Origin of the sequence: Streptomyces sp. NPDC052301, assembly GCF_044593395.1 — a bacterium.
Taxonomy (GTDB): Bacteria; Actinomycetota; Actinomycetes; order Streptomycetales; family Streptomycetaceae; genus Streptomyces.
On record NZ_JBIUBE010000004.1, the window covers coordinates 266,402 to 279,050 of the forward strand.

Genomic DNA, 12,649 nt, shown 5'->3' on the forward strand with positions numbered 1-12,649 from the left:
AAGGAGGAGAACACATGTCCCAGATCACCGTGGAAGAACTCGCCGCACTGATGAAGAAGGCCGCCGGGGTCACCGTCACCCCGCAGCAGCTCCAGGAGAAGCCGGACACCGGCTTCGACGTCCTCGGCATCGACTCGCTGGGCCTGCTCGGCATCGTCGGCGAACTGGAGAACGCGCACGGCACCCCGATGCCGGTCGACGCCGAGCGCTGCAAGACGCCCCGGCAGTTCCTCAACCTCGTCAACAGCACCCTGATGGCAGGAGCCTGACATGGCCGGACACACCCAGAACGAGATCACCATCGCCGCGCCCGTCGACCTGGTCTGGGACATGACCAACGACGTGGCGAACTGGCCGCAGCTGTTCAGCGAGTACGCCAGCGCCGAGATCCTCTCCGAGGAGGGAAACAAGGTCACCTTCCGGCTCACCATGCACCCCGACGAGAACGGCAAGGTGTGGAGCTGGGTCTCGGAGCGCGAGACGGACCGCGCCCATCTCAGCGTCAGGGCCCGCCGGGTGGAGACGGGCCCCTTCGCCCACATGAACATCCACTGGCAGTACGAGGAGGTTCCGGCCGGCACCCGCATGGTCTGGACCCAGGACTTCGCGATGAAGCCGGAGGCGCCCGTCGACGACGCCTGGATGACCGACAACATCAACAAGAACTCGAAGGTCCAGCTGGCCCTCATCCGGGACAAGATCGAGAAGGCGGCGGCCGGACACCGTCCCGCCCCGGCCCTGGCCGACTGAGCCGGACGGAGGAGAAGACCGTGCACCAGGCCCTCATCGTCGCCCGCATGGCCCCGGGCTCCGCTCCCGACATCGCCAAGGTGTTCGCGGAGTCCGACCGGGGAGAGCTGCCCCACCTCGTCGGCGTCGTCCGGCGCAGCCTCTTCCAGTTCGGTGATGTGTACATGCACCTCATCGAGTCCCGGCGCGATCCGGGACCGGCCATCGCCAAGGTCAGCTCGCACCCCCAGTTCCAGCAGATCAGCGAGCAGCTCTCGGCGTACGTCAGCGCGTACGACCCGGAGACCTGGCGGTCCCCGAAGGACGCGATGGCGCAGCGCTTCTACGTCTGGGAGCGCGACGCCGACGTCTGATCCCCCGTCCGGCGCACCGGTGCCGGGCCCGCGTCCGACGCGGGCCCGGCACCGGTGCGCTGCGGGGGAGCGGCGCTCAGGCGGAGACCGTGCAGTCGAACGCGTGCAGATAGGGGTTGACCGGCCGGATGTCACCGACGGTCAGGCCCGCGCCGGTCAGCCGGCGGACCATGCTGTCGGTGGTGTGCTTGGCCCCGCCGACGTTCAGGAGCAGCAGCAGGTCCATCGCCGTGCTGAACCGCATCGACGGGGTGTCGTCGACCAGGTTCTCGATGACCACGACGCGGGTGCCGGGGCCGCCGGCCTCGACGACGTTGCGCAGCAGCCGGGCGGTGGACTCGTCGTCCCACTCCAGGATGTTCTTGATGATGTAGACGTCGGCCTGGACCGGGACGGCCTCCCGGATGTCGCCGGGCACGATGCGCGCGCGGTCCGCGAGATCGCCGCCCTCGCACAGCCGCGGCACGGCGTTCTCCACCACCCGCGGCAGGTCGAGCAGGAAGCCGCGCATCGACGGGTACTTGTCCAGCAGGCACGCCACCACGTGCCCCTGCCCGCCCCCGAGGTCCGCGACCGACGAGGCGCCCGACAGGTCCAGCAGCGCGGCGACGTCGCGGGCCGACTGCTCGCTGGACGTCGTCATCGCGCGGTTGAAGACGTCGGCCGACTCCGGGGCGTCCTCGTTCAGGTAGACGAAGAACTCCTTGCCGTAGAGGTCCTCGACGACGTTCCGGCCGCTGCGCACCGCCTGGTCCAGCCGGGGCCAGGCGTCCCAGGTCCACGGCTCGGTGCACCACAGGCAGATGTTGCGCAGGCTGTTCGGGTCGTCCTCGCGCAGCAGCCGGGACATCTCGGTGTGGGCGAACGTGCCGTCGGGGCGCTCGGTGAAGACGCCGTAGCAGGACAGGGCGCGCATCAGCCGGCGCACCGGCTTCGGCTCGGCCCGCACGGCGGCGGCCAGCTCCTCCGCGGACATGGGGACGTCCCCGAGGGCGTCGGCGACGCCCAGCCGGGCGGCGGCGCGGACGGCGGCGGCACAGGCCGCCCCGAACACGAGCTCTCTCAGCCGCATCGACGGCGGAGGGGAGGGGGGCGCTCCCTGCTCGACGGGAGCCGAGAGCTCGGGGGATGCGGTCATGTGCCGCCTTCCTTCCTTGCGTGGATGGGCTTGCGTGGATGGGGCTCGGGGAAGGGTTACGGGCGTCCGCTCAGCACAGCCCCGCCGGCTTCGAGGCCCGGCAGACGTTGTGGTCGAAGGCGTTGGCGCTCTTGGCGTTCTCCTGGTTCACGAGGTCCGCGGGGGAGTTGCCCGCCAGGCTGTTGCCGGTGACCCGGTTCCGCTCGCCGGTCGCGCCCACGAAGCTCTTGAACAGGACGATGCCGCCGGACATCGGGGACTTGCCGGAGTGCCCGGTGACCACGTTCCGCGTCACCAGGGTGTTATCGACGCCGGTCAGCACGATGCCGGAGCCCTGCAGGAAGGGCAGCCGGTCGGTCTTCGGGCAGTACTTGTTGTTCTGCACGACGCGGTTCTCGCTGACCGTCAGGGCGCCGCCCTTCGGCTTGTTCTCGTCGCCGATGACGAACACGCCTGCGCAGTTGCCGGTGAGGTAGTTGCGGGTCACGGAGAGGTCGCGCAGCCGGCGGACGGTGATGCCGATGCGGTTGGCCTCCAGGTCGTTGCCCTCGATCACCGTGCCCAGGGTGTCCCGGGCGCCCTCCTCGGCCGTCACGTTGTTGGCGAGGAACAGGCCGGCGTCACCGCTTCCCCGGGCGACGTTGTGCTGGAAGAGACTCCGGGTGGAGTGCTCCTGGCCGATGCCCCACTGCCCGTTGTCGACGGCGTACACCCGCCGCACGGTCAGCCGGTCGGTCCCCATCGACCACAGGCCGATCCGTGGGAAGCCGGACACCGTGAGGTCGGAGACGGTGACGTTCTTCAGGGCCGTGTTCTTCGCCCCGACCACACAGATGCCGTTGCCTCCCTCCGCACAGCTGACGGAGGCCTTCCGGGCACCCGGCGTGGACTTCTTCGTGGCCGACGCGGTGCTCGCCGCGGCCGCCGCGAGCTGCTTCGCGGTCGGCTTGATCACCGTACCGGGGCCCACACCGCGCAGGGTCACTCCCGGTGTCTTCACCGTGACGCTCTCGTGGTACGTGCCTGCCAGCACGACCACCGTGTCGCCGGTCCGCGCGGCGTCCACCGCCTTCTGGATCGACTCACCCGGGTGCACCAGATGCATCCGGTGGGCGGCCGACGCGGGGCTGGTGGTGAGGACGGCGCCGAGAAGCGCCGCGCTGCAGGCGAGGTACGTAATTTGGCGTTTTGTCACATTCCGAAGGTTAGGAGCGCATGAGCCGATTACCGGCTGGATACGCCGTTCGGCGGCGTGTCAGGAGGGAGTCCGCATCCACCGGCGCCCCGGTGTCCGGGCGACGGCCGTCCCGGCTGCTAGCTTCGCGAGCTGTCGAAACGTCCCGGACGTGCTCCGGGGCGAAGGCACGGCGGTGAGCACCGCCGGGAGCGGAGGCGACGGTGACGGGCACGAGTGAGCATCCGGACGGGCCCGCGGTCCCGCCGGTCAGGCGCAGGAGTCTCCTGACCTCGGCCGCCCTGGCCGCCGCCGCGCCGGTCCCGGCCGCCGATCCCGCACACGCCGACGCCCGGCCGACGGGCGGTCCGGCCGGTGCGGACGGCTGCGGATCCGTCGCGCGGCTGCTCGCCGTGCCCGAGGCCGGCCGGGGGATCGGCTGGCTCCGCAGTGCCCTGCAGGTCGCCGTGGAGCTCGAACTCGCCACCATCCCGCCGTACCTGTGCGGCTGGTGGTCGATCAGGGACCGCCGCGGCGAGGCCGCCCGGCTGATCCGGCGCGTCGTCGGCGACGAGATGTACCACCTGGGCGTCGTCTGCAACCTGCTCGTGGCCGTCGGCGGCCGGCCCCGGATCAGGCAGGCGGCACCCCACTACCCCGGACCACTGCCCGGCGGGGTGCGTCCCGGGGTGCACGTGTACCTCTCGGGGCTCACCAGGGCCTTCGTGCACGACGTGATGATGGCGATCGAGGCCCCGGAGCACCCGCTCGCCCGGACGACGCAGGCGCACAGCATCGGTCACTTCTACGGCCACCTGATGGCGGCGTTCCGCAGGACGGCGCCGCACCTCTCGCCGCGGGGGCAGCTGTCCGACCGCATCGGTTCCGACGTGCTGCGGCCGGTGCGCACCCTCGACGACGTCGAGCGCTCCATCGAGATCATCAAGGAGCAGGGCGAGGGCACCGCCGCCTCCCCGGCCGACGCCTTCCACGGCGACCATCCGGCGCACTACTACGCCTTCGCGGAGATCTACCACGGGCGTCGACTGCGCAGGACGGCCCACGGCTGGCACTTCACCGGCGCCGCCGTGCCCTTCCCCGACGCGCGCCCCATGGCCCGGGTCCCGGCCGGCGGCCGGCCCCACCCGCCGGCACCCGTGCGACGGCTGCTGGCCCAGTTCGACGGCACCTACCACGCGGTGCTGGACGCGCTCGACAGGGCCTGGCGGGGCGGCGGCCCGAGCGCCCTGGGGGCGGCCGTCCACGCGATGCGCGGCATGGAGGGCCCGGCGGTACAGCTGATGGAGACGAAGATCCCGAACGCCCCGGGCACCTACGGCCCCCAGTTCCGGCCTGTCTGAGGGGAGGACCGGGGCCGGCGCGCTAGCGGCCCTTGGGCATGCGCATCCCCTTGGGCATCGGGCCCTTGGGGAGCGGCATGTTGGTCATCAGGTCGCCCAGCGCCCGCAGCCGGTCGTTGGTGGCGGTGACCTGCGGACCGGTCAGCACGCGCGGGTACTTCAGCAGGGTGGTGCGCAGCTTCTTCAGCTCCACCTGGCCCTCGCCGTTGCCCACGATCACATCGTGCACCGGCACGTCCGCGACGATGCGGTTCATCTTCTTCTTCTCGGCGGCCAGCAGGCTCTTCACCCGGTTCGGGTTGCCCTCGGCGACCAGCACGATGCCGGCCTTGCCGACCGCCCGGTGCACCACGTCCTGGCTGCGGTTCATCGCCACCGCAGGAGTCGTCGTCCAGCCCCGGCCGATGTTGTCCAGCACGGCCGCTGCGGCGCCCGGCTGACCCTCCATCTGGCCGAAGGCGGCCCGCTCGGCCCGGCGGCCGAACACGATCGCCATCGCCAGCAGGGCGATCAGCAGGCCGAAGATGCCCAGATAGATCGGGTGACCGATCAAGAAGCCGATCGCGAGGAAGACACCGAGGGTGCCGATGCCGACGGCCGCGAGTACAAGACCGATCTTCTTGTCGGCCTTGCGGGTCATCTTGTACGTGAGAGCGATCTGCTTCAGTCGCCCTGCGTTCGCGGCGTCCGCCGCGGGTTCCTTCCTCGCCATGTCACGAAGTCTACGTGGCCCGTGGAGTGCCGACGACGGCAGTGCCCGGGCGGACGGGTCAGGAGCGGCCGGCGGCCTGCTCCAGGAAGCGCTGTGCCTCCACGCGGTCCTTGGCGCGACGGCGGTCCTCCAGCACGGAGGTCCAGGCATTGCGGCGGGCGGTGCGCTGACCGCCGCTCATGAGCAGGGACTCCACGGCACGGAGGGCGTCGGTGAAGGACGGGATGGCGGTGGCGCGTACGGGCGCGGCCTGCATGATCGAGGTCCCCCTTGGAGCGAGCGATGTACGGGGCGTGATACGAGAGTCACTGATTGGTGTTACCAGGGCGTGTCCGAGCGGTCAAACGCCAATGAAACCTTGATGCGGGGCGGTAAAACGCTGACGCGGCCCTGACGTGTGCCCTCATCAGCGAGGACGGTCAGGACCGCGTCGTCTCGGCCATTACTGGCCGGTAATACCTTGTGCGTGAATTCACACGCTTGGCTCACACCGCCTGGACGGCGATGTAGGCGCCACGCTTCTCGATGGCCATCTGGTACAGGCGCCCGGCACGGTAGGAGGACCGCACCAGCGGGCCGGACATCACGCCGGAGAAGCCGATCTGCTCGGCCTCCTCCTTCAGCTCCACGAACTCCTGCGGCTTCACCCAGCGCTCGACGGGGTGGTGCCGGACGGAGGGGCGCAGGTACTGGGTGATGGTGATCAGCTCGCAGCCCGCCTCGTGCAGCTGCTTCAGCGCCTCGCCGACCTCCTCGCGGGTCTCGCCCATGCCGAGGATCAGGTTGGACTTGGTGACCAGGCCGAAGTCGCGGGCCTCGGTGATGACCTTCAGGGAGCGCTCGTAGCGGAAGCCGGGGCGGATCCGCTTGAAGATCCGCGGGACCGTCTCGACGTTGTGCGCGAAGACCTCGGGGCGGGCGGAGAAGACCTCGGCCAGCTGCTCGGGGACCGCGTTGAAGTCGGGGGCCAGCAGTTCGACCTTCGTACGGCCGCCCTCGCGCTCCGCCGTCTGCGCGTGGATCTGGCGCACGGTCTCGGCGTACAGCCAGGCGCCGCCGTCCTCCAGGTCGTCGCGGGCGACACCGGTGATGGTGGCGTAGTTCAGGTCCATGGTGACCACCGACTCGCCGACGCGGCGCGGCTCGTCGCGGTCGAGCGCCTCGGGCTTGCCGGTGTCGATCTGGCAGAAGTCGCAACGCCGGGTGCACTGGTCGCCGCCGATGAGGAAGGTCGCCTCGCGGTCCTCCCAGCACTCGTAGATGTTCGGGCAGCCGGCTTCCTGGCAGACCGTGTGCAGGCCCTCGCTCTTCACGAGGTTCTGCATCTTCGTGTACTCGGGGCCCATTTTCGCCCGGGTCTTGATCCACTCGGGCTTGCGCTCGATGGGGGTCTGGCTGTTGCGGACCTCCAGGCGCAGCATCTTGCGTCCGTCGGGTGCGACTGCGGACACGACCGGCTCCCTAAGCTTTGATTCCTCGGCGCACACCAGGGTACGCCCGTGTTCATTGCGCCCTGCCGGTGAGACCAACCTCGTGGTCGCAGGGCGCATTCCCCGGACGGCCGGGCGGGTCAGGCGGTCGCCCGCTCGATCACCCGCGGCTTCAGGTCCGCGTCGCCGAGGACGTCCAGCAGGTGCTTCTCGGCGATCGGCAGCACCTCGTCGATGGTGACCTCGCGGCCGAGTTCGTGCGAGAGGGAGGTGACGCCCGCGTCCCGGATCCCGCACGGGATGATCTTGTCGAAGTTCGAGGTGTCGGGATTCACGTTCAGGGCGAAGCCGTGCATGGTGACGCCCTTGGCGACGCGGATGCCCATGGAGCAGATCTTGCGGTCCTCGTGGCGGCGCCCCGCCCGCGAGGGGGCGTAGTCGGGGCCGACGAGGCGGTGGTCGAACTCCTCGTCGTCGGTGCGCGGGTCGAAGTCGAGGGTGAGACCGCCGAGCGCGGGGCGCTGCTCGACCGGGTCACCGAGCACCCAGACCCCGGCGCGGCCCTCGACCCGGGAGGTCTCGACGCCGAACTCGGCGCACACCCGGATCATCGCGTCCTCGAGGCGGCGCAGATGCGCGACCACGTCCACCGGGCGCGGGAGCTTCTGGATCGGATAGCCCACCAGCTGGCCCGGGCCGTGCCAGGTGATCTTGCCGCCGCGGTCCACGTCGACGACCGGGGTGCCGTCCAGCGGGCGCTCGCTGTCCTCGGTGCGCCGGCCGGCCGTGTACACCGGCGGGTGCTCCAGGAGCAGCACGGTGTCCGGGACCTCGTCGGCGAACCGGGCCGTGTGCACCCGGCGCTGCTCGTCCCAGGCCTGCTGGTACTCGACGGCATCCGCACCGAAACCCATGCGGACGAACCGCAACTCACTCACGGCAAGCGCCTCCCTCGCGATGTCAGGCTCGTAACGCGCCCACGCCACTGTACGTCCGCCCGGCGCACGTCAGCCGTGCGGGCTTTTCTCACACGATCGGATGAATGCAGAGGGAATGATGTGGTCGCATGCTCACTCTCCGCTACATTCGCGCCGTTCGTGAGGCCATAAGGGCTGCTCAAAGGCAATCCGGGCACTTCAGAGGCCCGGAAGGCAGGAGACCGCACCGCAGATGACGGACCGACCCGCGCAGCGCACCCCCAACCGCCAGCTCGCCGCGCTCATCGCAGAAGCGGGGTTCTCCAACGCAGGTCTGGCTCGTCGCGTCGACCAGCTCGGTCTGGAGCACGGGCTGGACCTCAGATACGACAAGACCTCCGTCACCCGCTGGCTGCGCGGTCAGCAGCCGCGCGGTACGACCCCGGCCCTCATCGCCGAGGTCTTCACCCGCCGGCTCGGACGCCGCCTCACCGCCCAGGACCTCGGCCTGGACGCCTGTGCGCCGGTGTACGCCGGGCTCGAGTTCGCGGCCACCCCGGAGGAGGCCGTCGACATCGTCAGCGGCCTGTGGCGCAAGGACTCCGGCAGCCACGCCGAGCTGCGCAAGATCGCCTTCACCCCGGCCGGGCTCGTCGTGCCCAGCCGGGACTGGCTGATCGGCAAGCCGGACGACCGGGTCGCCCGCGAACCGGCACCCCGGGTACCCGCGCAGGTCCGCCCCGCCGCGGTCAAGTCCCTCCTGGCGCCCCGGATCCGCGGACAGGCCGAGCGTGCCCCCGGCCACAGGGTCTCCGGCGGGGACATCGCCGCGCTGCGCTCGGTGGGCGAGCTGTTCCGCACCCTCGACGACCGGTTCGGCGGCGGGCACGCCCGGCAGGCCCTCGTGCGCTACCTGGAGCACGAGTGCGAGCCGATGCTCCGGGGCGCGTACGACGAGCAGACCGGCCGCCGCCTGTTCGCCGCGGCGGCGGACCTGACCCGGCTCGCGGGCTGGACGTCGTACGACATCGCCGCCCACGGGCTCGCCCAGCGCTATTTCGTGCAGGCCCTGCGGCTGGCCCAGGCGGCCGGGGACCGGCCCTACGGCTCCTTCGTCCTGGTCACCATGAGCCGCCAGGCCGTCTACCTCGGGCACGGCAGGGAGGCCGTGCAGCTCGCCCGGGTCGCCCAGCAGGGGGTCGGCACCGGCGCGCCGCCGGTCGTGCAGGCGCTGCTGCACGCCGCCGAGGCGAGGGCGCACGGGGTGCTCGGCGAGGTACGAGCGTGCACCGCGGCGCTGGTCCGGGCCGAGCGCGCCCTGGAGGCGGCCCGGCCCGGGGAGGAGGTGCCGTACTGGGCCAAGTTCTTCGACGAGGCCCAGCTCGCCGACGAGCTCGGGCACTGCCACCGGGACCTGCAGCAGTTCCGGGCGGCCGCGCAGCACGCCGAGCGTTCCCTCCAGCTCCGGGCGCCCTCCTACGCCCGGAGCCGTCTCTTCTGCCGGGTCGTCCTCGCCACGGCCCGACTGGGCCTCGGCGAACTCGACCAGGCCTGCGCGCTGGCCGCGGAGGCGGCGGGGCAGGCGGCGGAGATGCGGAGCGCTCGCGCGATCGAGTACGTGAAGGATTTCGAGCGGCGCCTGGAGCCGTACAAGGACGCGGCGCCGGTGCGGGGGTACCGGGAGAAGGTGGCGGCGCTGGGCTAGCTCAGCGCCGCCACGCGCCGTCGAGGGGCGCGGGTGTCCGCTCTCCGGGCCGCCGTCGTGGCCGGCCGCGCGGTTCCCCACGCCCCTTCGTGGCGCTCACGCCGCCCGCGGCAGCGTCGGCGCCGGGTCCGCGCTGTGCATCGAGCCCGCCGCGCCCAGGTCGGAGACGATCGCCGAGGCCGCCCGGTGGGCCGAGTGCAGGGCGCCCTGGACCGTGCTGGTGTCCCGGTGGTCGCCGCACACGTACAGGCCGGCCAGCAGCCGTACCGGTCGGCGCAGGTCGTGCGGCGGGCGCATCGCCGGGACCGCCTCCGGCGTGTGGTGCACGGCCAGCGTCTCCCAGCGGCGCGTCGAGGTGCCGTAGAGCCTCGAGAGGTGGATGCGGACGGCGGTGTCCACGCCCTCGGGCGGGGTGCCGAGCACCGTCGAGGCGATCAGCGTCCGCCCGGCCGGCGCCCGGCTCGGGTCGACGTTGCTGAGCACCGCCGTGTGCGCCACCGGCCCGCCCCGGTCGGCGTCCAGCAGCAGCGAGGTGCCGGTGGAGAAGGCCACCGTGGGGTCGTCGGTGGTGTGGTGGACCACGGTCACCGGGTGGAAGTCGGGCACCCGCAGGCCCGGCAGCAGCTCCGCAGCGGCGCGCGCGTCGGTCGCCAGCAGCACCGCCCGGCAGCGGACCACCCCGTGCTCCGCGGTGGTCACCGAGGTCGTGCACACGGACGTGACCCGCACCCCGGTGTGCACGGTCCCCGGTGGCAGGGCCCGGGCCAGCAGCTCCGGAAGCATGTCCGCACCGCCCTCCGGCACACACAGCCGGCCGCTCGCGAAGGCGCGCAGCGCCAGATCGGCGCACCGACTGGACGTGCTCAGCTCCGGGTCGCACAGCAGCGCGGCGAGCAGCGGACGCAGGAAGCCGTCGATGGTCCGCGCCGGCACTCCGCGTCGGGCTAGGGCCTGGCCCGCGGGCATCTCCGGTCGGGCCAGGATGCGGTCGACGGGGGTCGAGGCGATCCGGCCCAGGGCGGCACCCAACCGGGCCTGGTCGACCGCGCCGCCCACCGGCGCGCCGGTCCGCACGGGACTGACCGCCGCCCCGCGGGGAGCGCTCGCAAGGGCGCGCACTACATGGAGTGCGCCCCTTGTGCTCCCCCCGGCCGCCGGCGCGCCCGCGCGGTGCCTGCGGCCGTCGCGGTGCAGCAAAACGCCCGGCGCGAAGGGGCGCAGCGCCAGGGAGTCCAGGCCGGGGGTGAGGCGGAGTTCCGGGTAGGACGTGGACAACAGCTGTCCGATGCGGTCGAGCCGGAAGCCGTCGATCTTCTCGGTCGACATACGGCCGCCGACGTAGGGGGCGGCCTCCAGGACCGCGGTCGATATTCCTGCGCTGGTCAGCCGATGAGCCGCCGAGAGTCCGGCGGTTCCGGCTCCCACGACGACGACGTCCACCTGGTACGCGGGCTCAAGCACGAGGCCCCTCCTGTGGTTGCACGGCCGGTGGAGACGTCATGCCCCCAACTGGCTCCAGCGATACCCGAGTTCGGCTCGAGGGTAGGGCCGTGATCGGTCATAAACAGTCGCGCATCGACAGGGCACGGTCGCATGGAGGTCGCATACGGTCACAAGAGGTCGCAGGAGGCCGCAGGGCACCGCTGGTGTCCGTCAGGCCGCCCGGATGGCCTGCTCGATGTCCGGGAACGCGAACCGGAATCCCGACTCCAACAGCCGCCTGGGCAGCACCCGTTGGCTGCTCAGCACATCACCGGCCATCTCGCCCAGCGTCGCCCGCAGCACCTGTGCCGGAACCGCGAAGGGGGCCGGGCGGTGCAGCACACGGGCCATCGCCGCCGTGATCTCACGGTTCGTCAGCGGCTGCGGGGCCGTCAGGTTGAACGGTCCCGACAGGGTGGCGCCGTCGACGAGATGCCGGATCGCCGCGACCTCGTCGGCCAGCGCGATGTACGACCAGTACTGCCGCCCGTCGCCCAGCCGCCCCCCGAGCCCCGCCCGGAACAGCGGGAACAGCCGGCCCCAGGCCCCGCCGCCCCGGGCCACCACCAGCCCCGTGCGCACGAACACCGTCCGCACGCCCGCCTCCTGGGCGGGCGCCGCGGCCTCCTCCCACTCCACGCACAGCGAGGGCAGAAAACCGTCACCCGGCGGGGCGTCCTCGTCCACCGCCCGGTCGCCGGTGTCGCCGTAGATGCCGATCGCGCTGCCGCTGACGAACACCCGCGGCGGCTCGGGCAGCGCGGCCACCGCCTCCGCCAGCGCCGCCGTGCCCAGCACCCGGCTGTCCCGGAGCAGCCGCTTGTACGACGGCGTCCACCGCCGGTCGCCGATCCCGGCCCCGGCCAGATTGACCACCGCGTCACAGCCGATCAGCCCGGCCGCGTCCACGTACTGTCCCTCGGGATCCCAGCAGACCTCGCCCGGGCCGGCCGCTGCCCGGCGGACCAGTCGTACGACCTCGTGCCCGTCCGCGGTCAGGGACCGCACCAGGGCGCTGCCGATGAGACCGGACGCGCCGGCCACCGCGATGCGTGAACGTTCCATGGGCCCAGCATGACGGTCCGGCGGGCACAAAACCCGGTGAGAGGCCTTTCCTGCCCGCCGTAGGGTGATCGGCATGCCCGAGCCCCACATACGCATCGCCCTGGCCGACGACGACGAGGAGCTGGCCCTCCTCGACCGGACCACCTGGTCCACGCTGCACGCCGTGCAGCCCGCGCCGCAGCCTCCGTACCAGCCGTTCTTCGACGAACGCCACGTCCCGCGCGACTACCTGGTCGCCGAACTCGACGGGCACGCCGTCGGCTACGTCCGCCTCGGCCGCCCGACCCCGCTCGCCGCGAACGCGCACGTGCTGCAGATCCAGGGCTTCACCGTGGCGGAGGAGGCCCGTGGGCGGGGCATCGGGCGCGCGCTGATCCGGGCCGCCGTACAGGAGGCGCGCGAGCGCGGGGCGCGCCGCCTCACCCTGCGCGTGCTCGGGCACAACACCCCGGCCCGCACGCTGTACGCCTCCGAGGGCTTCGCCGTCGAGGGCGTGCTGCCGGGGGAGTTCTTCCTCGACGGCCGCTACGTGGACGACGTGTGCATGGGCCGCAGCCTGTGA

At 72.0% G+C, this 12,649-nt stretch carries 14 protein-coding genes; 6 read left to right on the forward strand and 8 right to left on the reverse strand.

The genetic code is table 11. The features are described from left to right. Window positions 1-14: 14 nt before the first annotated feature. Genes ACIHEJ_RS12165 through ACIHEJ_RS12175 form a run of 3 tightly spaced genes read left to right on the forward strand, consistent with a single transcriptional unit; the run spans window position 15 to window position 1,103 of the window. On the forward strand, window positions 15-269 hold the full coding sequence (locus ACIHEJ_RS12165; protein ID WP_400134513.1) for an acyl carrier protein: 255 nt from the start codon (window positions 15-17) through the stop codon (window positions 267-269). A gap of 1 nt (window position 270) precedes the next feature. Next, window positions 271-750, forward strand: a complete 480-nt coding sequence (locus ACIHEJ_RS12170) for an SRPBCC family protein (RefSeq protein ID WP_400134515.1) — start codon at window positions 271-273, stop codon at window positions 748-750. 20 nt (window positions 751-770) lie between these two features. Then, the gene (locus ACIHEJ_RS12175) at window positions 771-1,103 is read left to right on the forward strand and encodes a TcmI family type II polyketide cyclase (RefSeq protein ID WP_400134517.1); all 333 of its coding nucleotides are present in this window, start codon (window positions 771-773) and stop codon (window positions 1,101-1,103) included. 76 nt (window positions 1,104-1,179) lie between these two features. Here the strand turns inward: ACIHEJ_RS12175 and ACIHEJ_RS12180 are convergent, their stop codons facing one another. After that, window positions 1,180-2,175: a methyltransferase gene (locus ACIHEJ_RS12180; protein ID WP_400135135.1), complete on the reverse strand. Its 996-nt coding sequence runs from the start codon at window positions 2,173-2,175 to the stop codon at window positions 1,180-1,182. A 136-nt stretch (window positions 2,176-2,311) separates the two neighbouring features. Further along, complete coding sequence (locus ACIHEJ_RS12185; RefSeq protein WP_400134519.1) at window positions 2,312-3,436, reverse strand: nitrous oxide reductase family maturation protein NosD; 1,125 nt, start codon at window positions 3,434-3,436, stop codon at window positions 2,312-2,314. A 203-nt stretch (window positions 3,437-3,639) separates the two neighbouring features. Here ACIHEJ_RS12185 and ACIHEJ_RS12190 point away from each other — a divergent pair, with 203 nt between their 5' ends. Then, on the forward strand, window positions 3,640-4,776 hold the full coding sequence (locus tag ACIHEJ_RS12190; protein ID WP_400134521.1) for a ferritin-like protein: 1,137 nt from the start codon (window positions 3,640-3,642) through the stop codon (window positions 4,774-4,776). Between the two features lie 22 nt (window positions 4,777-4,798). Here ACIHEJ_RS12190 and ACIHEJ_RS12195 read toward each other — a convergent pair whose 3' ends face one another. The 4 genes from ACIHEJ_RS12195 to lipB all read right to left on the reverse strand — a co-directional run bounded on the left by ACIHEJ_RS12195 (window position 4,799) and on the right by lipB (window position 7,856). Then, the gene (locus ACIHEJ_RS12195) at window positions 4,799-5,488 is read right to left on the reverse strand and encodes a DUF4191 domain-containing protein (RefSeq protein WP_400134522.1); all 690 of its coding nucleotides are present in this window, start codon (window positions 5,486-5,488) and stop codon (window positions 4,799-4,801) included. Window positions 5,489-5,546: 58 nt separating this feature from the next. Then, window positions 5,547-5,744 (reverse strand): hypothetical protein, encoded by a 198-nt coding sequence (locus ACIHEJ_RS12200; RefSeq protein ID WP_208901281.1) that lies wholly within the window; start codon window positions 5,742-5,744, stop codon window positions 5,547-5,549. Window positions 5,745-5,973: 229 nt separating this feature from the next. Next, complete coding sequence (lipA, locus tag ACIHEJ_RS12205; RefSeq protein ID WP_400134525.1) at window positions 5,974-6,939, reverse strand: lipoyl synthase; 966 nt, start codon at window positions 6,937-6,939, stop codon at window positions 5,974-5,976. A 119-nt stretch (window positions 6,940-7,058) separates the two neighbouring features. Then, window positions 7,059-7,856, reverse strand: a complete 798-nt coding sequence (lipB, locus tag ACIHEJ_RS12210) for a lipoyl(octanoyl) transferase LipB (RefSeq protein ID WP_400134526.1) — start codon at window positions 7,854-7,856, stop codon at window positions 7,059-7,061. A gap of 232 nt (window positions 7,857-8,088) precedes the next feature. Here lipB and ACIHEJ_RS12215 point away from each other — a divergent pair, with 232 nt between their 5' ends. Next, window positions 8,089-9,540 (forward strand): regulator, encoded by a 1,452-nt coding sequence (locus ACIHEJ_RS12215; protein WP_400134528.1) that lies wholly within the window; start codon window positions 8,089-8,091, stop codon window positions 9,538-9,540. A gap of 96 nt (window positions 9,541-9,636) precedes the next feature. Here the strand turns inward: ACIHEJ_RS12215 and ACIHEJ_RS12220 are convergent, their stop codons facing one another. Together ACIHEJ_RS12220 and ACIHEJ_RS12225 are read right to left on the reverse strand one after the other, a co-directional pair. Further along, window positions 9,637-11,001 carry an NAD(P)/FAD-dependent oxidoreductase gene (locus ACIHEJ_RS12220; protein WP_400134530.1) on the reverse strand — a complete coding sequence of 455 codons (1,365 nt, stop codon included), beginning with the start codon at window positions 10,999-11,001 and terminating at the stop codon, window positions 9,637-9,639. Window positions 11,002-11,193: 192 nt separating this feature from the next. Continuing rightward, window positions 11,194-12,087: a TIGR01777 family oxidoreductase gene (locus ACIHEJ_RS12225; RefSeq protein WP_400134532.1), complete on the reverse strand. Its 894-nt coding sequence runs from the start codon at window positions 12,085-12,087 to the stop codon at window positions 11,194-11,196. A gap of 73 nt (window positions 12,088-12,160) precedes the next feature. On the opposite strand from ACIHEJ_RS12225, the gene ACIHEJ_RS12230 reads away from it, so the two are divergent. Further along, the gene (locus ACIHEJ_RS12230) at window positions 12,161-12,649 is read left to right on the forward strand and encodes a GNAT family N-acetyltransferase (protein WP_400134534.1); all 489 of its coding nucleotides are present in this window, start codon (window positions 12,161-12,163) and stop codon (window positions 12,647-12,649) included.